The organism is Kitasatospora sp. NPDC034533 (genome assembly GCF_055575155.1).
On sequence record NZ_JBVITE010000067.1, the window covers coordinates 18,459 to 35,701 of the forward strand.

At 71.0% G+C, this 17,243-nt stretch carries 16 protein-coding genes and 1 pseudogene; 10 read left to right on the plus strand and 7 right to left on the minus strand.

The annotated features are described in order from the left end of the window. Nucleotides 1-126: 126 nt before the first annotated feature. Entirely contained in the window at nucleotides 127-1,554 is a 1,428-nt protein-coding gene (locus ACZ55U_RS32475; RefSeq protein WP_465531940.1) for a hypothetical protein, read from the plus strand. A 65-nt stretch (nucleotides 1,555-1,619) separates the two neighbouring features. Here ACZ55U_RS32475 and ACZ55U_RS32480 read toward each other — a convergent pair. Further along, nucleotides 1,620-1,856: pseudogene (locus ACZ55U_RS32480) on the minus strand (LLM class flavin-dependent oxidoreductase); the annotation flags it as partial. Nucleotides 1,857-1,935: 79 nt separating this feature from the next. Between ACZ55U_RS32480 and ACZ55U_RS32485 the strand changes: the two are divergent. The 5 genes from ACZ55U_RS32485 (at nucleotide 1,936) to ACZ55U_RS32505 (ending at nucleotide 7,008) form a co-directional block, all read left to right on the plus strand. Continuing rightward, nucleotides 1,936-2,250, plus strand: a complete 315-nt coding sequence (locus ACZ55U_RS32485; RefSeq protein ID WP_465531941.1) for a hypothetical protein — start codon at nucleotides 1,936-1,938, stop codon at nucleotides 2,248-2,250. 32 nt (nucleotides 2,251-2,282) lie between these two features. Next, entirely contained in the window at nucleotides 2,283-3,521 is a 1,239-nt protein-coding gene (locus ACZ55U_RS32490) for a hypothetical protein (protein WP_465531942.1), read from the plus strand. 237 nt (nucleotides 3,522-3,758) lie between these two features. Beyond that, on the plus strand, nucleotides 3,759-4,406 hold the full coding sequence (locus ACZ55U_RS32495) for a DUF433 domain-containing protein (protein WP_465531944.1): 648 nt from the start codon (nucleotides 3,759-3,761) through the stop codon (nucleotides 4,404-4,406). Then, on the plus strand, nucleotides 4,403-4,864 hold the full coding sequence (locus tag ACZ55U_RS32500) for a DUF5615 family PIN-like protein (protein WP_465531946.1): 462 nt from the start codon (nucleotides 4,403-4,405) through the stop codon (nucleotides 4,862-4,864). The genes ACZ55U_RS32495 and ACZ55U_RS32500 overlap by 4 nt, the downstream gene beginning before the upstream one ends. Before the next feature lie 398 nt (nucleotides 4,865-5,262). Beyond that, nucleotides 5,263-7,008: a hypothetical protein gene (locus ACZ55U_RS32505; RefSeq protein ID WP_465531948.1), complete on the plus strand. Its 1,746-nt coding sequence runs from the start codon at nucleotides 5,263-5,265 to the stop codon at nucleotides 7,006-7,008. Nucleotides 7,009-7,190: 182 nt separating this feature from the next. Here the strand turns inward: ACZ55U_RS32505 and ACZ55U_RS32510 are convergent, their stop codons facing one another. Genes ACZ55U_RS32510 through ACZ55U_RS32525 form a run of 4 tightly spaced genes read right to left on the minus strand, consistent with a single transcriptional unit; the run spans nucleotide 7,191 to nucleotide 11,059 of the window. Further along, a complete protein-coding gene (locus ACZ55U_RS32510; protein ID WP_465531950.1) occupies nucleotides 7,191-7,718 on the minus strand; it encodes a hypothetical protein in 528 nt (175 codons plus the stop codon). Continuing rightward, on the minus strand, nucleotides 7,715-8,317 hold the full coding sequence (locus ACZ55U_RS32515; protein ID WP_465531952.1) for a hypothetical protein: 603 nt from the start codon (nucleotides 8,315-8,317) through the stop codon (nucleotides 7,715-7,717). Before ACZ55U_RS32515 ends, ACZ55U_RS32510 begins: the two co-directional genes overlap by 4 nt. Next, the gene (locus ACZ55U_RS32520) at nucleotides 8,314-10,596 is read right to left on the minus strand and encodes a hypothetical protein (protein WP_465531954.1); all 2,283 of its coding nucleotides are present in this window, start codon (nucleotides 10,594-10,596) and stop codon (nucleotides 8,314-8,316) included. The genes ACZ55U_RS32515 and ACZ55U_RS32520 overlap by 4 nt, the downstream gene beginning before the upstream one ends. 13 nt (nucleotides 10,597-10,609) lie before the next feature. Continuing rightward, the gene (locus ACZ55U_RS32525) at nucleotides 10,610-11,059 is read right to left on the minus strand and encodes a hypothetical protein (protein ID WP_465531956.1); all 450 of its coding nucleotides are present in this window, start codon (nucleotides 11,057-11,059) and stop codon (nucleotides 10,610-10,612) included. A 214-nt stretch (nucleotides 11,060-11,273) separates the two neighbouring features. Between ACZ55U_RS32525 and ACZ55U_RS32530 the strand changes: the two genes are divergently transcribed. From ACZ55U_RS32530 to ACZ55U_RS32545, 4 genes are all read left to right on the plus strand, one after another. Further along, the gene (locus tag ACZ55U_RS32530) at nucleotides 11,274-12,275 is read left to right on the plus strand and encodes an ABC transporter ATP-binding protein (protein ID WP_465531958.1); all 1,002 of its coding nucleotides are present in this window, start codon (nucleotides 11,274-11,276) and stop codon (nucleotides 12,273-12,275) included. Beyond that, nucleotides 12,259-13,158: an ABC transporter permease gene (locus ACZ55U_RS32535; RefSeq protein WP_465531960.1), complete on the plus strand. Its 900-nt coding sequence runs from the start codon at nucleotides 12,259-12,261 to the stop codon at nucleotides 13,156-13,158. The genes ACZ55U_RS32530 and ACZ55U_RS32535 overlap by 17 nt, the downstream gene beginning before the upstream one ends. Before the next feature lie 29 nt (nucleotides 13,159-13,187). Beyond that, the gene (locus tag ACZ55U_RS32540; RefSeq protein ID WP_465531962.1) at nucleotides 13,188-14,105 is read left to right on the plus strand and encodes an ABC transporter ATP-binding protein; all 918 of its coding nucleotides are present in this window, start codon (nucleotides 13,188-13,190) and stop codon (nucleotides 14,103-14,105) included. A 115-nt stretch (nucleotides 14,106-14,220) separates the two neighbouring features. Further along, the gene (locus ACZ55U_RS32545; RefSeq protein WP_465531964.1) at nucleotides 14,221-14,937 is read left to right on the plus strand and encodes an ABC transporter permease subunit; all 717 of its coding nucleotides are present in this window, start codon (nucleotides 14,221-14,223) and stop codon (nucleotides 14,935-14,937) included. A 176-nt stretch (nucleotides 14,938-15,113) separates the two neighbouring features. On the opposite strand, the gene ACZ55U_RS32550 is transcribed toward ACZ55U_RS32545, so the two are convergent. Together ACZ55U_RS32550 and ACZ55U_RS32555 are read right to left on the minus strand one after the other, a co-directional pair. Further along, nucleotides 15,114-16,355 (minus strand): CynX/NimT family MFS transporter, encoded by a 1,242-nt coding sequence (locus ACZ55U_RS32550; protein ID WP_465531966.1) that lies wholly within the window; start codon nucleotides 16,353-16,355, stop codon nucleotides 15,114-15,116. Between the two features lie 63 nt (nucleotides 16,356-16,418). Continuing rightward, nucleotides 16,419-17,141 (minus strand): FadR/GntR family transcriptional regulator, encoded by a 723-nt coding sequence (locus ACZ55U_RS32555; protein ID WP_465531968.1) that lies wholly within the window; start codon nucleotides 17,139-17,141, stop codon nucleotides 16,419-16,421. Nucleotides 17,142-17,243: the final 102 nt, after the last annotated feature.

Sequence of the window (17,243 nt, forward strand, 5' to 3'; positions counted from 1 at the left end):
TCTATCCCAGACTCCTTGCCACGGGCACCATAGCGCACTCAAGGCTTCCGGCAACGACTTCGGTCGTACCTGATGCGGCCAAAACAGTTTCGTGGAGAGTGTGTTGGAGACCGCTAAGCTCCATCCGTGGCCTACATCGTGACGCTGCCGGCGAGCGGACTGAACTCCATCCGCGAGAAGTTGAGGATCGAGCAGCGGTTGACGAAGGCACTGCCGAAGGAGGTCAGGCCGGTCGAGCCATCTCTAACTAGGCCCATGGTCCTTATCCTCAGTGAGACCACCACAACGGCCGGCCAGCGAAGCAGGCACTTGATGTGGCTCGGCATCGTGGCACAGCACAACACGGTGGGCGCCGTCGACAAGAGCATCACCGTAGACCCGCTCCGCGAGTGCATGGAGACCATCCCGCTCGACGGGCACGACGGCCTTCTCAACCGGCTCTCCGCTGAGCTTCGGAGCGAGTTCGAGCAGGCGTATCAGCTCGGTGCTGTCGGGCTGTGCAGTCCCACTCTGTGGGAGGCCATCGACGGCGCTCTGCGTGTAGCTCATCCGGGGACCGTCGGTCTGCTCGACTGGCTGGCCGCCCAGGCGAACCCTCCTATTCTGGACAGCAGTGATGCTGCCGACCGGTCCTGGCAGGAGCAACAGGACGCGACACGGAGTGTTCTGCGGATCTCCGAGTTCCCCCTGTCCGCCCTCGCGGCATGGCGGCGCCCGGTCTCGCGACACGATCCGTACTTGGCTGGCCTCATTCCCCAGCCAGTGGAGCACAGCCTGATCGACCATGACGTACGCGCCTCAGGAGAAGCCTTCGGCCTATTCAGCGAGTGGGAGGGCGGGACGGCCACACGCTGTGACGTCCACGTGTTGCGAGACGCCAACGGCCGACGTCTGGAAGTGGCGAACGTCAATGCCACCCCGGTCGAGTCCCGCTTCGGTACCGACATGATCTATTACCACGAGCCGACAATGAGCTTCACGTTCGTCCAGTACAAGCGCCTCCATTCACGCAAAGGGTCGATCCGCGTGGACGAACGGCTGAGGAACCAACTCGACCGGCTCGACGAAGTGGCCAAACTGAGCAGCCCACCTTCTCGCCCCAGCGACTGGCGGTTGGGGAACGACCCGTGCTTCTTGAAGCTCGCTTACTGGCCGCAGGACCCGGAGAGTCTCCCCACCGGAGGGCTTGCGCCCGGCATGTACCTTCCGATCTCCTACGTTCGTCTGCTCCTGGAGGACGACTGCACCCGCGGCACCCGAAAAGGAAGCGGTGCTCGGCTGCTCGGCTACGACCAGGTGGAACGCCACCTGGTCAGCACCCAGTTCATCGAGCTGGTCAAACACGGACTCGCCGGGACGGTCGGAACCACAGCTGAGCAGCTCCGGACCCTCGTCCAACGCCGCGTCAGTGCTGGTCACAGCGTCGTCGTCGCCACGGAACACAGCGACGAAACGGCCATCGAGCGCCAGCGGCGTACTCGAAGCCGAGCCTCCAAGGCCCGGCGATACATCCACGAGGCGCACAAGCCGGAACCCCTGTTCGAGCTGGAATGATCACCGCCAGTGCAGTTGCAGCACTACCGGAGCAACATCGGCCTTTATGCCCCAGGTCAGGATGCGATAGGTGAAAAAGGATTGACCGAGGTCACCAGCGTCCCCAGGCGGAGCCGCTCGGTGGCCGTCGCGGCGGCGGTCAGGGTCGGCACCGACCCGAACCACGGCTCGTCCCGGAAGCTCCGCCAGGACAGGTGGTCATAGGTGTAGGCGGCGTGGAACCCGAGCTCCTCGGCCCGCCGCCAGATCTTCTGTCCCTCGCCCCACCGGTGGATGGGGAGGATAACGGTACTCAAGCGCATGCACTGACGATACGCGCGAAATCGGCAGTGCCTCGGTCCGCCCGCAAGTCGGCACGGGCAGGTCGGTTAGCGTGGCGCCATGGGCACGTTGAGCAGGCGAGAACTGGCCGCGCTGATCGACGAGGCGACGGTCGACACCTACGACGAGCACGAGCAGGTGTCGGCTCTGTTCGCCGCGGTCGAGGAGAACCTGATGGTGCCGTTCAGCACCTCGGTGCTGGGCGTCGAGGTGACCGTGTGCGGCGTCGACTTGTCGCGGGACGGAAGGATCGTCGCCCGGTGCACCCGCGGAGGGTTCCGGCAGGCGATCGGGCTGCTGGACCTTCCGCTGCCTGACCCGGCTCCGGACGGAGCGGAGTGGGTCGAGGCGTACCGCTACTACTGGGCGCAGTGAGCGTCGGAACCTTCAGGACCGGGAGAGCTCGCATGACTGCTGTTGTACGGAGCGAGGACGAGGCGTCGTTGCGAGGCCTGATCGAGCGAAGCTCCGAACTGAAGGGCGAACTCGTCTCCTTCGCCCAGGGGCCTCGCTTCGACCGGTGGTTGACGCCACTCCTCCTGGAGGCCGCCGGGCCTCAGCGGCAGTTGGAGGAAGGCGATGCGATCCGGATCATCGACCACTTCATCCTGCGGTACCGCTTGCCGGACGGTGCGACCGTGGTGGACCGGTTCGTCGCCGGACGACGGAGCTTGACCGAAGCCGATCGGGAAATGCTGCTCGGCTGGCGTGACCCGGTCGAGGGCATCTTCGAGGTCCGGAGCAAGGACGGGGACGCCGTCGTCCTGCTGAACCTGATCGACGACCTGGAGTACCGCACCTACTCGAACCTCGGGCGGGCGGCCTTCCGCGGAGTGGCCAAGGGAGGATTCCTCGTCGCGTGCCTGGTGCCCGTCCACTCGGCCGACGGGGCGTGGCTGATCTCGGGCGCGATGTCCGCCTACCCGAGGTCCAGCGCCACCGAGATCGCCCACGCCGCGCTCCAACTGGCCACCAGCAGGCCCGAACTGGTCTTCCGCAACCCCGAGAAGATCGAGCAGGGATGGCGGTCGATGCGGGCGGACCGGGCCGCGTTCGTCGAGTTCTGCGGCAGCGACGAACTGGTCCTCGCACCCGCCGAGGCCGAGGACCGGCTCAACGCCTACTACCGGCACCGGCAGGAGGCCGCCGGGCGGCCAGACCGGGCCCGGGGCAGGCGGCTGCCGGCTTCGGACCTTCCGGCCTTCGAACTGCCGCGAGACCTCGCGGACTCGGACACCGTCGGCGTCATCTACGACGAGGTCGACGGGCTCAACTTCTACGCCGACTACGGGATGCTGCGAGACCTCTTCGCTGATCCGGCCCTCACGGGCCGCAAGCAGTACCACGACGTGCTCCGCGCCTACCTGCGCGAGGAGTCGATCGCGCCGCTGCCGATCCGCCGCCTGGCCGCCGCACACCCGGAGACGGTCGACACGGTGTTCCGGAAGCTGCTGCGCAAGCCCGGATTCACCTGGGGCGAGCACGGCGAGGAACTGCTGCGCCGGCGCAAGCCCTGGTACTACGCCCAGGAGCCCCGACCCGGCGTCTCCGTGATCGGCGAGCGCCTCAGCGAGCTCGCCGCTGGCAGCCGGCGGCAGAAGTTCACCAGGGCACGCCGCGTGCCGCGCCAACCCGACCATCCGTAACCGCGAACGCCCGCTTTCGGTGATCAGTAGCGACCCATGTGCGGCATGGCCTTCTACGCCAGCACGGTGATCGCCTGTGCCTTCAGCAGGTCTCCGCTGACTTCTTCGGGGGTGACCGGCGGGGCTTCGGTCTCTGGCGAGTCCCCGTTCGGGTGAAATCCTGGCGGGCGCGCCGGCTGTAAGAGACCATGAAGTACGGTTCCGTACGTCGTCGTGTGAGCCATGGGAGGTGCCGCCGTGTCTTACGAGCCGAAGCTCGCTGCCGCGCTGTCCGGCGCCACCCTGCGCCAGTTGTCTCACTGGCGCAGGGCCACAGGCCCGCGTGGTGCCGTCCTCGTGCCGGAGATCTCCGCCTCCCGGCCGATCCTCTACTCATTCCGGGATGTCGTCGCGCTTCGCATCTGCGTGAGACTTCGGGAGGAAGCGTCACTCCAGAAGATCCGCCGTGCTCTGGGCACCTTGCGCGACGATCTCGACGAACGCGAGCATCTGTCCAGCTACCGGCTCGTGGCCGGCGACGGCACGATCTATCTGGCAGATCCAGACCATGCCGTCGACCTCGTGCGCAAGCGAGGCAATGTGGTCATCCACGAGATGGTCGACGTCCTTCGACCGTTCTATCGAAACGGCCGACAGATCCCGAACCTGCTGCGTCCCAGGAATCATCTGTCCGTTGATCCCCTGGTTCGGGGAGGTGAGCCGGTGATCGAAGGGACGCGGATTCCCGCTTCGGAGGTCGCGGCTCTTCTGAGGGACGGCGTCCGACCGGAGTCGGTCAGGGACTTCTACCCCGGCGTCACCCCCGAAGCCGCTCGTGATGCGGCCGACTTCACCGACTATGTCGACAGTTACTCGGACGAGGGCCCCCGGCAGGCCGCCTCTTGAGGATCCTGCTCGACGAGAATGTCCCCTTGCCGTTGGCGCATATGGCTCGATTGCTACTGAAGCAACATGAGCTTCAGCACGTGGCAGAGATCGTCGGCTGGGCAGGCACCAAGGACACCGACCTCTACGCCCGGGCCGCCTCAGCCGGCTTCCAGGTCGTAATCACCAACGACACCAAGCAAATGGCTCGCCCACTGGAGGTCGCGGCGATCGCCGAATCGGGGCTGCACCGGATTGAGTACCGCCACAATCACAAGCACGGTGGCCTCGTGGGTCTGGGCGCGGCTGTCGCCACCGTCTGCGCTGGCCTGCCGCATGCGTTGACCGAACTCGAACGCGCAACGGGCCAACTTCTGATATCCCTCACCTCGATCGACCCGTCACATCAGAGTCGATTGCGGATCGTGGATCCCTCCACGGTTTCTCCGAAGTACTGGCCCACATCCGGGAGTGCCTGAGGGGCAGGACTTGCCCCTCGGCCCACCGGTGGATGGGCAGGATCACGGTACTCAAGCGCATGCTGCGACGACACGCGCGCGGATCGGGGAGGCCGAGGGCCGCTGGCACGTCGGTACGAGCAGGCCGGCCGGCGTGGCGCCACGGCACGCTGAGCAAGCGCGGGAGCCCCGGCCCGGTGTCTCTGTGATCGGCGAGCGCCTCGGCGAGCTCGCCGCCGGCAGCCGGCGGCAGAAGTTCACCAGGGCGCGGCGTGTCCCGGAGGCTGGCCGAGGGGGTGCTCCGGCGGGCGGTGTCGGCGGGGAGCGCTAGGATCTGGGCGATTCCTCGGGGGGTGGTTCTGGAGTCGCGGACTTCCCATGCCCCGGCCGCGTGTGTCGAGTCCAAGATGAAGGACGGCATGACCAGAGACATATCCAGAGGCCGCCGGCTGCGCCGGTCCACCGCCGTCGCCCTGTCGGCGGTGACCGGGTTCGCGGCGGCGGGGCTCGTCGCCCCGGCGGCCTCGGCCGCCCCCGCTCCGCAGGCCGACGCCGTCACGATCGGCGACGTGTCCTTCCAGAGCAAGCTGTCGCCCGCCGGCGGCACCGCGCCGGTGTCCTTCCCGGTGTCCGACGCGATCGCGATCTCCAAGGTCACGGTGACCGCGCACGGCCCGGCCGCCCAGGGCTGCGCGCCGACGGCCTCGACCACCTTCCCGGACGGCACCCTGTCGACATCGGTCTCGCTGAACCTGCCGTTCGCCGGGGCCGGCACCACCCAGGGCCCGAACGGCTCGCTGCCGACGGGCTGTCAGCCCGGCCTTTACGCGCTGGAGATCACCGTCACCGACGCGAACGGCACCCACAGCTACGGCGCGGCCGGCACTCCGCTGGCCAAGCCGCTGGACATCTCGGTGGGCAGCGCGGGCACCTACGTGTCGATGGCGCCGCAGCGCCTGCTGGACACCCGCAACGGCACCACGCTCCGCGGCCGCGGCGTCACCACGCTCAAGGTCGCCGGCACCGCGGGCATCCCGGCCGACGCCGTCGCCGTGGTCATGAACGTCACCGCGACCAACGCCATGGACACCGGGTTCGTCACCGTCTACCCGGCCGGCCGGCCCGCCCCGATCACCTCCAACCTGAACCACACCGCGGGGCAGACCATCCCCAACGCGGTGACGGTCCAGCTCGGCACCGACGGCGCCGTCCAGCTGCTGAACGGCTCGGACGGCAACCTCGACCTGATCGCCGACGTCACCGGCTACTACGTCCCGGACACCACCGGCGCCGTGTACACCGGCTTCACCCCCAAGCGAGTGCTGGACACCCGGGCCACCCACGTGCCGGCCCGCGGCACCGTCACGGTGAACCTGTGCAGCCAGGCCCGGATCCCGTACGACGCGACGGCCGCCGCGCTCAACGTGACCGTCACCGACCCCCAGGGCGTCGGCTTCCTGACGGTCTACCCGCACGGCCAGGCGCTGCCGAACGCGTCGAGCCTCAACTTCACCACGGGGCAGACGATCTCCAACATGGCGGTCGCCCGCCTCGGCACCGGCTGCCTGGTGGACATCTTCAGCTCGGCGTTCGCGCCGGTCGACATCGTGGTCGACGCCTCGGGCTACTTCGTCCCGGACACCAGCGGCCAGACCACCGACGGCGTGCTGGTCACCGGCGCCCCCGAGCGGGAGTACGACAGCCGCACCATCAACCACCCGCTGCTCGGCGGCTACTCGATGTTCGGCTGGGGCCTCAAGCCGCGCGACTGGGGCATCGGCTCGCTGCTGCTCAACGTGACGGTCACCGACCCGACCATGGACAGCTACGTCACCGTGTACCCCGACGGCGCCCCGGCGGACTCGGCCCCGACCGGCGCCGGGCTGCCGAACGCGTCGAACCTCAACTTCTCTCGCGGCCAGACCATCCCCAACATGGTCAACGCCACGGTGGGAGCCAACGGTTACGTGGACACCTTCAACCACGTCGGCAGCACCCACCTGGTGATCGACATGTTCGGCTACTACACCACCGGTGTGGGCGCGAAGGCCGCCGCGACCGCCAAGTCGGCAGCCCCGGCGCCGTCCGTGGCCGGGAGCACCCCGCTGGTGAACCCGCTGCGACTGCCGATCGCTCCGGCGACGTTCGCCGTCGGCCGTCCCTGATCCCCGCCTGCCCGACGGGTGCCGCCTCCCGGGGCGGCACCCGTCGCCGTTTCCGGGCGGCGCCGCCCGGAAACGGCGACGGTGCGGCGTCCGGACCGGGCGCCACCCGGTCCGCCGCGCCGAGGACTTGATGGATGTCACGAGAGGAAAGCGCCGCGACGCCGGCGAAGGCGCCGGGCGGCTCACCGCACGTCGAGCCGCTCGGCGCCGCCGGTGCAGCCGAGCTGCGTCCGGGCGGCGCGCTCGGCGAAGCCGCCGGCCACCTTGCCCATCCGCTCCCGGCCGGGGCCGCTCGCGAGCAGCTTCCCGTCCGTTCCGGTGAGTTCGACGAGGACCCGGTAGCCGGTGGACTTGCCGTCCAGCGTGCACTGGAAGGCCGCCGCCCCGACGCTGTCGCCGCCGGACCTCGCGCCGCCGAACGACGCCTCGGCGGTCAGCAGCCGACCGTCCCGGCCGTTGACCGAGCACCGTACGGAGGCCGGGGAGTTCTCGTCCGCCTTCCGGTAGTCGGTCCGGACGTAGACCCGGGGAGCACCGCCCAGCACCTCGGCGACCTCCGGGCCGTCGAGCAGGCCCCGGCACTCGCCGTGGGTGAGGGCGACGGCCGGCGGACGGTAGGACGTGTGGTCGAGGTACAGGTGCCAGCCGAGCAGGCCGCCGCCGAGCACCAGCGCGGCCCCGCCCGCGGTCACGGCCCTGGGGTGCTTCACGTGCACTGCTCCTTCCTGGCCTCCACCAGCGCGTCCCGGGCGAGCTGTTCGAGGTCGGCCTGGCCGGCGCCGGAGGTGCGGGCGCCCTCCCCGGCGACGACCTCCAGCTCGAAGTAGTCGTTCGGCGCCTTCCTCCCGGTCAGGCAGCTCGCGGCCGCGGCGGCGCCGCCCGGCCACGAGGAGCCGAGGCCGGCGACGTCGAAGGCGCGCGCGTCCGGGCGCTTCGCGGCCTCGGAGGACAGCGCCAGCGCACCGTCGCGCCCGACGGAGGTGAGGGTGAGCACGGTGCGCCCGTCGATCCGGACGACGCAGGTCCGCGGGTCGCGGCCGGTGACGGCCCTGACGCGCTCCTCGGAGTCCTGGTCGCCGTCCGGCAGCAGCCGCCCGAGCGGGGTGTCCGGGCCGGTGGGCAGCCCGCAGAGGTGGGCCGACCGGCCGGGACCCTCGACCGGGCGGTGGCCCTGCCAGTCCCGGTAGCCGACGAACCCGGCGGCCGCCACCGCCACCACCAGCACGCCGGGCAGCACCAGGGGGTCCTGGAGCCGCCCGGCCGACCGGTCGGCGAGGAACCGGGCCCAGCGAGCCGCGAGTCCGCTCACGCGTCGCCCTTCGCGTTGGTGCTGACGTTGTTCGCCGTCCCGCGCGACATGCCCTGGAGGGCGCTGTCCCGGGCGCTGTTGGCGAGCCGGTCGAGGTCCTGGCGGGAGATCGCGGTGCCGGACCCGGCGTCCCGGACGGCCTGGTCGGCGCCCTTGGCCACCCGGCCCTCGGCCTCGGCGGTGTGGTCGCGGCTCTCCTGACGCCCGTCCTCGGTGGTGTCGTGCTTGTTGGCCTCGATCACGCTGTCGGCGATCTCATCGACCAGCGCGCCGGCGATCTCGCCGCCGAGCGGGATCTTGTCGGTCACCGAGCCGATGACGGCGTTGAAGGCGTCCTTGCCGTAGCCGACGTTCTTCTCCAGCGCGTCGTTGAACTCCTTGTCGGAGACGGCGTGCTGGTTCTGCACCTCGTCGATCCGGGCCTGGTTGAGGTAGCCGCTGACGACCCCGCCGGACTCCGCGTTGTGCTTGACGTCCGACTCCAGCCGGGCGAAGTCGGTCTCCCCGCTGTCCAGGTGGCCCCGGATGAGCGCGGTGGTGTACGCCTGGTTGGCGTTGGACACCGCGCCGTAGGCGTCCGGATCGCGCCCGAGGGCGTCCAGCAGCCCGGCCACGGACGAGGCGTTGAGGTTGGCCGGGGAGCCGTTGACCGGCAGGTCGTGGCCGTGCGAGAGGGAGTTCTGCACGTCCCCGATGTACTCGGCGGTCATGTGCCCGAGGCTGCCGCGCATCGCGGCGAGCTTGCCGTCGCCCTTGATGTCGTCCAGTGCCCCGTCGCCGCCGTGCCGGCCGAAGGTGTCCACGACCCGGTTCATCAGGTCGGACTGCTCGGTGGTGTGCGGGGTCGGCGGGACGGGGCCCGGCTGGTCGTACGGGTGGCCGGTGGTGGCGGCCTCCAGGGCGCGGCCGAAGGCGGCCGGACCGGCCTGCTTGCTCGCGTCCCACACCTTGGCGTCCCGCGCGCTGGTGTCCGGGACCCAGTCCTTGTCGTGGGAGTAGTAGCTGAAGTAGTCGGCGGGCTTGGGCTTGCCGCCCTGGTTGACCGTGCCGTCCTCGTTGTACGCGGTCGGCTTCTCGGTGAAGAACTTGGTGGCCGCCTCCGGGCTGTGCCCGAGCGCGTCCAGGATGGCCGTGGTGGGCCGGAAGCCGGCGCCCGCCTCGGTGCCCCCGGTCAGGTTGAAGCCCTGGATCGGGGAGCCGGGCATCGGGGCCGGCCAGTACCGGTCCTGGGTGTCGAGCTGGGTGACGTGCTCGGCGATCGGGTTGAGGAAGTGGGGGTCGTAGTCGCCGTTCATCAGGATGCCGGAGAGCACCTGGTAGCCGTACGGCTGGTAGTCCAGCCCGGAGGGCCGGTACGGCTTGTCCCACACCTGCTGGGAGCCGGCCTTGCGCAGGGCGGCGTTCCACTCGTCGGACAGGTGCGGCTCGTTGGTGGTGCGGGTGGCGGTGGCCAGGGTGAGCCCGAGGTTCTTCTGGAGCTCCTCGTAGCCCTTCCAGCGGGCGGACTTGTCGTCGCGCGGGTGCGCCGGGTCGCCGACCATGGAGTTCCAGGTCTTGATCAGGCCGTCCGGGCCGAGGTCCTGGTAGAACTTGGTGGCGAACTTCGGGTCCTTGCCGTGCGAGGCCAGCAGCGAGTTCAGTTCGACGAGTTCGGGCTCGGTGATGTCCCCGCCCTTGGCGGCGAGCTGGGCGGCGCGCTTGCCGTCCGCCTCGGGGCCGCCGCCGATGGCCTTGCCGTTGAAGGACTTCGCCTGGTCGGTCGAGCTGTCGGCGCGCAGCGCGAAGGCGATCCGCTCGTCGGCGGCGGTGGCCTCGGCGACGGCGGCGTCGATCGCCTTGCGGGCGGCCTCCGCCTTGTCGCCCCACTCCTTCTGGTACTCCCGCATGGCCTCGTAGTCGTGCCGGGTGGCGTTGTCGGCCGGGGGCCAGCTCACGGTGCCGGTGTCGGTGACGGTCAGCCCGGCCGTCCGGGCGTCCGCGACGGACTTGTCCAGCTTGGCCTTGGCCGCCTTGAACTCGGCCGAGGCCTCCTTGAATATCGAGGCGAAGGCGGTGGCCTCGGTGACGGCGGCGGTCAGCTGCTCGTTGGTGCGTTGCAGGCCGGGCCGGGCCTGGTCGGCGGAAGGGCCGACCCAGCACGCGGAGTTGACCTTGGCTATCACCGTGCTGTCCCAGTCGCTGTCCAGTGACCGGAGCTTCACGGCGACGTCGGTCCAGGCGGTGGCGGCGGCGTCCAGGACGCCGAAGTCGGCGGTGCTGAGCTCGTGGAAGTCGACCATGTCCGCGCCCCCCTCAGCCGGTGAAGCCGGCCTGGGTGGCCGACTCGTTGCGCTGGTAGTTGGCGGAGGTGGCGCGCAGCGCCTGGGTGGTCTGGCCGATGGTGGCGCCGAGGGCGGCGACGCACTGGTCCCAGGTGGAGGTGACGCCCTGGGCGGCCTTGCCGGTGCTCCAGTTGGCGAGGGCGGTGGAGACCTTGGTGGTGGCCTCGTCGGCGGCCCGGCCGTCGGTGTTGAGGCGGGCGTGGATCTGGTCGGAGTTGTTCCCGGCGGCGGCGATCGCGTTGGGGTCGGCGCTGAAGCCGCCCCCGGCGCCCCCGCCGCCCCCGCCTCCGGCCGGGGCCGAGGCGGAGTTGATCCGGGTGCGGGCCGTCTCCTGGGCGCGGGCCTGGGCGGTCAGATTGCCGTCCGCGTCGTAGGCCCAAGGGTTCATCATCCGGTCGAACTCCGTCGCCCGATCAGTCATGTCGATCGCTTCCCCTCCGTGCCGGCTCGCTGTTCCGGCACCCCCGTCGGCAAAGAACTCGTCAAAGTCGCCAAGATTTCGACAAAGAGTACAGGGGCCTCCGCTTCGGCCGAACCCCTAGGGGGAAGGCGGCCGGACGTCATCCCGCAGCAGCAGGCCCCCTCGTCATTCCAGCTCATGACCCGTGCGACAGAGGGCCGTTACGTTGGTGGACGTGTCCACAGCTGTCATCAAGACGGACGGCCTCACCAAGAGGTTTCCCCGTGTCACCGCGCTCGACCAGCTCACCGTCGAGGTGCGGCCGGGCGTGGTCGGTCTGGTCGGGGCCAACGGCGCGGGCAAGTCCACCCTCATCAAGATCCTGCTCGGGCTCGCCCCGGCGACCTCCGGCCGGGGCGAGGTCCTCGGCCTGGACATCGCCACCCAGGGCTCCGAGATCCGCGCCCGGGTCGGCTACATGCCCGAGCACGACTGCCTGCCGCCGGACGTCTCCGCGACCGAGTTCGTGGTGCACATGGCCCGGATGGCGGGCCTGCCCGCCACCGCCGCCCGTGAGCGCACCGCCGACACCCTGCGGCACGTCGGCCTGTACGAGGAGCGGTACCGCCCGATGGGCGGCTACTCGACCGGCATGAAGCAGCGGGTCAAGCTCGCCCAGGCACTGGTGCACGACCCGAAGCTGGTGCTGCTGGACGAGCCGACCAACGGCCTCGACCCGGCCGGCCGGGACGAGATGCTGGGGCTGATCCGCCGGGTGCACACCGACTTCGGCATCTCGGTGCTGGTCACCACCCACCTGCTCGGCGAGCTGGAGCGCACCTGCGACCACCTGGTCGTGATCGACGGCGGCCGGCTGCTGCGCTCCTCCTCCACGGCCTCCTTCACCGAGGCGACGGCCGTCCTCGCCGTCGAGGTCGGCGACTTCCCGGACGACCACGCCGGGGAGCCGGGCCCGGCGCTGCGCGAGCGGCTCGCCGCGGCCGGGCTGTCCGTCCAGCCGGAGGGCTCGCACCAGCTGCTGGTCCGGCTGGCCGACGAGTCGACGTACGACACCATCCGCGACACCGTGGCCGAACTGGGCCTCGGCCTGGTCCGATTGGAACAGCGCCGGCACCGGGTCGCCGAGCTCTTCACCGAAGCCCGGGAGCAGGACGCCCGGGGCACCGAGCAGACCGAGCAGAGCAAGGGAGGGACGAACGATGCCGCTGCCTCCTGAGAGCAGGCCCGCCGACACCGGCGTCATCCACGACATCGGCTACCGCGGCTACACCGGCCCCCGGCTCGGCCGTTCCTACGCCACCCGCGCGCTCTTCACCCAGAGCCTGCGCGCCGCATACGGCCTCGGCCGCTCCGGCAAGTCCAAGGTGCTGCCGATGCTGGTGCTGGGCGTCGTCACCGTGCCCGCGCTGATCATGGTGGCGATCTCGGTGGTGATGAAGCGGACCGAGCTGCCGGTCGAGTACGCGGGCTACCTCTCCATGCTCAGCCTGGTGGTCTCGGTCTTCCTCGCCGCCCAGGCGCCGGTGCTGCTCTCCCGGGACCTGCGCCACCAGACCGTCCCGCTCTACTTCTCCCGCCCGATCACCCGCGCCGACTACGTGCGGGCCAAGTTCGGCGCCATGGCCTGCGCCCAGCTGCTGCTGATGACGGCCCCGTTGCTGGTGCTGTACGTCGGCGCGCTGCTCGGCGGGATGGACTTCGCGCACAACACCGGCCACTTCCTGTACGGCCTGGCCGCGGCCGTGCTGTACGCGCTGGTGCCCACCTCGGTGGCCGTGGTGATCGCGGCCGCCACCCCGCGCCGGGGCTTCGGGGTGGCCGCGATCATGGGCTACCTGACGATCAGTGCCGCGCTGGGCGCCATCGCGGTCGGGATCAGCAACCCGGGGACGACCGGCTCCGAAACCGCGCAGTGGATGGCGCTGATCTCGCCCACCGACCTGGTGGAGTCCCTGGTCAACGAGCTGTTCGGGCTCGGCGGGGGGTTCGACCGCCGGCATGCGCCGGGCGGCCTCGGGGTGCTGGTGTTCGCGCTCGTCGCGGTGGCCATGGTGGCCGGCTCGTACCGGCTGCTGCTGCGCCGCTACCGCCGGGTTTGATTCAACTGCTGGGTGTGAGAGAGGGCGGCATGGCCACCATCAGCATCGACAAGGTCTCCCGCTGGTTCGGGAACGTGGTCGCGGTCAACGACATCACCATGGACATCGGCCCCGGCATCACCGGCCTGCTCGGGCCGAACGGCGCGGGCAAGTCCACCCTCATCCACATGATGAGCGGCTTCCTGGCCCCCTCCAGCGGCTCCGTCACCCTGGACGGCGCGCCGATCTGGCGCAACCAGCAGGTGTACCGGCAGATCGGCCTGGTGCCCGAGCGGGAGTCGATGTACGACTACCTGACCGGCTGGGAGTTCGTCCTCGCCAACGCCGAACTGCACGGCCTGCCCCAGCCGGGCGCGGCCGCCGGCCGGGCGCTGGACCTGGTGGAGATGGCGTACGCCAAGGACCGCCGCACCGGCACCTACTCCAAGGGCATGAAGCAGCGGGTCAAGATGGCCTCGGCGCTGGTCCACGACCCGTCCGTGCTGCTGCTCGACGAGCCCTTCAACGGCATGGACCCGCGCCAGCGGCTCCAGCTGATGGACCTGCTGCGCCGCTTCGGGGCCGACGGCCGCACGGTGCTGTTCTCCTCGCACATCCTGGAGGAGGTCGAGCAGCTGGCCCGGCACATCGAGGTGGTGGTCGCCGGACGGCACGCGGCCTCGGGGGACTTCCGCAGGATCCGCCGGCTGATGACCGACCGCCCGCACCGCTACCTGGTCCGTTCCAGCGACGACCGCCGGCTCGCCGCCGCGCTGATCGCCGACGGCTCGACCACTGGCATCGAGGTGGACGAGCGGGAGCGGGCCCTGCGGATCGAGGCGGTGAACTTCCAGGGCTTCACCACCCTGCTGCCCAGGGTCGCCCGGGAGGCCGGCATCCGGCTGTACACCATCTCCCCGGCGGACGAATCGCTGGAGAGCGTCTTCTCGTACCTGGTCTCCGCGTGAGCGCCGCCGCCGGGACCGTTCTCGCCCGGCCCGCCGCCGGGACCGTTTCCGCCCGGTCCGCCGCCCCGGCCGTCGTCACCAGGACCGTTGTTGCCCAGGAAGGGGCCGACCGACCATGAACCCCACCGTCGCCAGGCTGACCCTGCGCGGGCTGCTGGGCCGCCGCCGCGGACTGCTGTTGCTGGTGGCCCCCGTCCTGCTGCTGGGCGTCGCGGCCCTCGCGAGCGCGTCCAGCGCCGACGCCCATGAGATGGCCGGCAGGGTGCTCGGCAACCTCGGCCTGGGCACCCTGGTCCCGATCCTCGGGCTGGTGGTCGGCACCGGGGTGATCGCCACCGAGATCGACGACGGCTCGATCGTCTACCTGCTGGCCAAGCCGCTGCCCCGGTGGCGGATCGTCACCACCAAGCTGATCGTCGCGATCGGCGTCACCTGGCTGTTCTCGGTCGTCCCGGTGCTGCTGGCCGGGCTGCTGCTGGTCGGCACCCAGGACGGCCTGGCCCTCGGCTACGCGGTGGCGGTGCTGGTCGCCGGGGCCGCGTACAGCGCGCTGTTCCTGCTGCTCGGCGTGGTCACCCGGCACGCGGTGGTGGCCGGGCTGGCGTACGCCCTGATCTGGGAGTCGACGGTCGGCAACTTCGTCCAGGGCGCCCGGACGCTGAGCGTCCAGCAGTGGGGCCGCGCGGTGGGCGAGGCGGTCGCGGGGCAGAACGCGATCAGCGCCGACGTCTCGCTCGGGGCGGCCGTACCGCTGCTGCTGGTGGTCACCGTCGTGGCGACGGTGCTCGCCTCGGTGAAGCTGGCCGGGCTGACCCTGGCCGGCGAGGAGTGAGCCGACGCGGCCGGGCCGCGTGAACGGCGCGGTGTGAACGGCACCGCGTGAACGGCACCGCGTGAAGAGCACAGTGCCCCGGAGCCCGTACGGACCCCGGGGCACCGCGTGGTCGCTCTCCTCGCGAGCCGTTCCGGAGCGAGCGGTTCCGGAGCGGGCGGTTCGGAGGGTGCGGCTCAGAGGGTGCGGTTGCGGCCCGCGCCCCAGCCGGCCGCGCCGACCACCAGCACCAGGACCAGCATCAGCACCAGGGCCGCGTCCCAGCCGCCGGTCAGCTGGTGCAGCGCACCCGCGCCGACCGGGCCGGCCGCCGCGACCAGGTAGCCGATCGCCTGCGACATCCCGCCCAGCTGGGCGGCGCCGGCCGAGTTGCGGGTGCGCAGCACGATGAACGCCAGGCCCAGGCCCAGCGAGCCGCCCTGGGCCACGCCGAGGATGGTCGCCGACACCCACGCGGCGGAGACCGGCGCGACCAGCAGCAGCGCGATGCCCAGCCCGTTCAGCGCGGCCATGGACACCGCCAGCGCGCGCTGGCTGGTCATCCGGCCGGCCATCAGCGGCACCAGGAAGGCGCCGGCCACCTGCACCAGGTTGGAGAAGGCGAAGACCAGACCGGCCTGGCCGCGGTCCATGCCGTGGTCCGCCAGGATGGTCGGCATCCAGGCGACCAGGGTGTAGACCAGCAGCGACGAGATGCCCATGAAGAGGCTGATCTGCCAGGCCAGCGGGGAGGTCCAGATGCCCTCGATCGGCTTGCTCGGCTGCTGGGTGGCCGCGGCCACCGCGGCCTTCTCCTGCCGGGAGCGCAGCACCTGCGGCAGCCAGGCCACCGCCGCGATCAGGGCGAGCAGCGACCAGGCGCCGAGCGAGGCCCGCCAGCCGCCGCCGAGCGCGTGCTCCAGCGGGACGGAGGTGCCGGCCGCGAGGGTGGCGCCGACCAGCATGGTGGTCGAGTAGACGCCGGTCATGGTGGCCGCGCGGTCCGGGAACTCGCGCTTGACCAGGCTGGGCATCGACACGTTCAGCACCGCGATGGCCACGCCGATCACCACGCAGCCCGCGTACAGGGCCGCCACCGAGGGCAGCACCCGCAGCAGCACGCCCGCGCCCAGCACCAGCACCGCGCCGAGCACCACCCGTTCGGCGCCGAAGCGGCGGGTCAGCCGGGGGGTGAGCGGGGCGCCGACGCCCTGGAAGAGCACCGGGACCGTGGTGATCAGGCCGCTCGCGGTGGCCGACAGGCCGAAGGTCCGCTGGATCTCGCCGACCATCGGGGAGACCGCCGCCAGACAGGCGCGCATGTTCAGCGAGACCAGCACGATGCCGGCCAGCAGCAGGAGCGGATGGGCCAGCCGGGCGCGGACGGGGAGCGGGGCAGGGGTGGTGGCAACCGGCTGCTGGGCACGGGTGACGGCCATGGGCGTGCTGTTCTTTCGTGAATGTGCGTGGATGCGGGCGGCGGAAGGGAGGCTCGCGCCGTCCTACTTCCGGGCCGCGATGGCCGCGAGCAGCTGCTCGACGGCTCCGATGGGCTCGGCGAGCAGCGCGCGGGACGCCGCCTCGGCCCGGTCCGGGTCGCCGCTCTCGATCGCGTCGACGAGCGCCTCGTGGGTGGCCACGACCGCCTCGGGCATCTCGTGGTCACCGAAGGCGGAGGTCATCGTCTCGCGCACGGAGGCGCTGAAGTAGCGGTACACCTCGGTCAGCGCCGGGTTGTGCGCCGCCTCGACGACGGCGGTGTGGAACTCCAGGTCGTGCTCGACGGTGGCCTCGCGGCTCGCCCGCTCGGGGTGGGTCGCGAACACCTCGGCCTCGCGGGCCAGCGCGGTCCGCATCCGCCGGATGTCCTCGGGGGTGTGCCGCAGCGCGGCCAGCCGGGCGCCCTCGGTCTCCAGCGCCGCACGGACCTCCAGCACGTCCCGGATGCCCGAGCGCTGGACGCCGCGCAGCACGGACGCCGGGTCGCTGGTGGAGCGGACGAACGTCCCCTCGCCCTGCCGGGAGACCAGCATGCCGGCGTGCACCAGCACCCGGATCGCCTCCCGCACGGTGTTCCGCCCGATCTGCATCCGCTCGGCCAGCTCGTGCTCGGTGGGGATCCGCGACCCGACCGGCCACGCCCCGTCCGCGAGCTGCTCCCGCAGCTGCTCGATCGCGGTGTCCACCAGGGAGCGCCGCCCGGCCGCCTGCAGACCGCCGCTCATGCCGGGCCTCCCTTCCGCACCGCGTACGTCGTCACTGGTCGTCGGTCATCCTACAACCTTTGCCCGGTCATCCTACAACTGCCTGCGCCCGGGGGTGCGGGG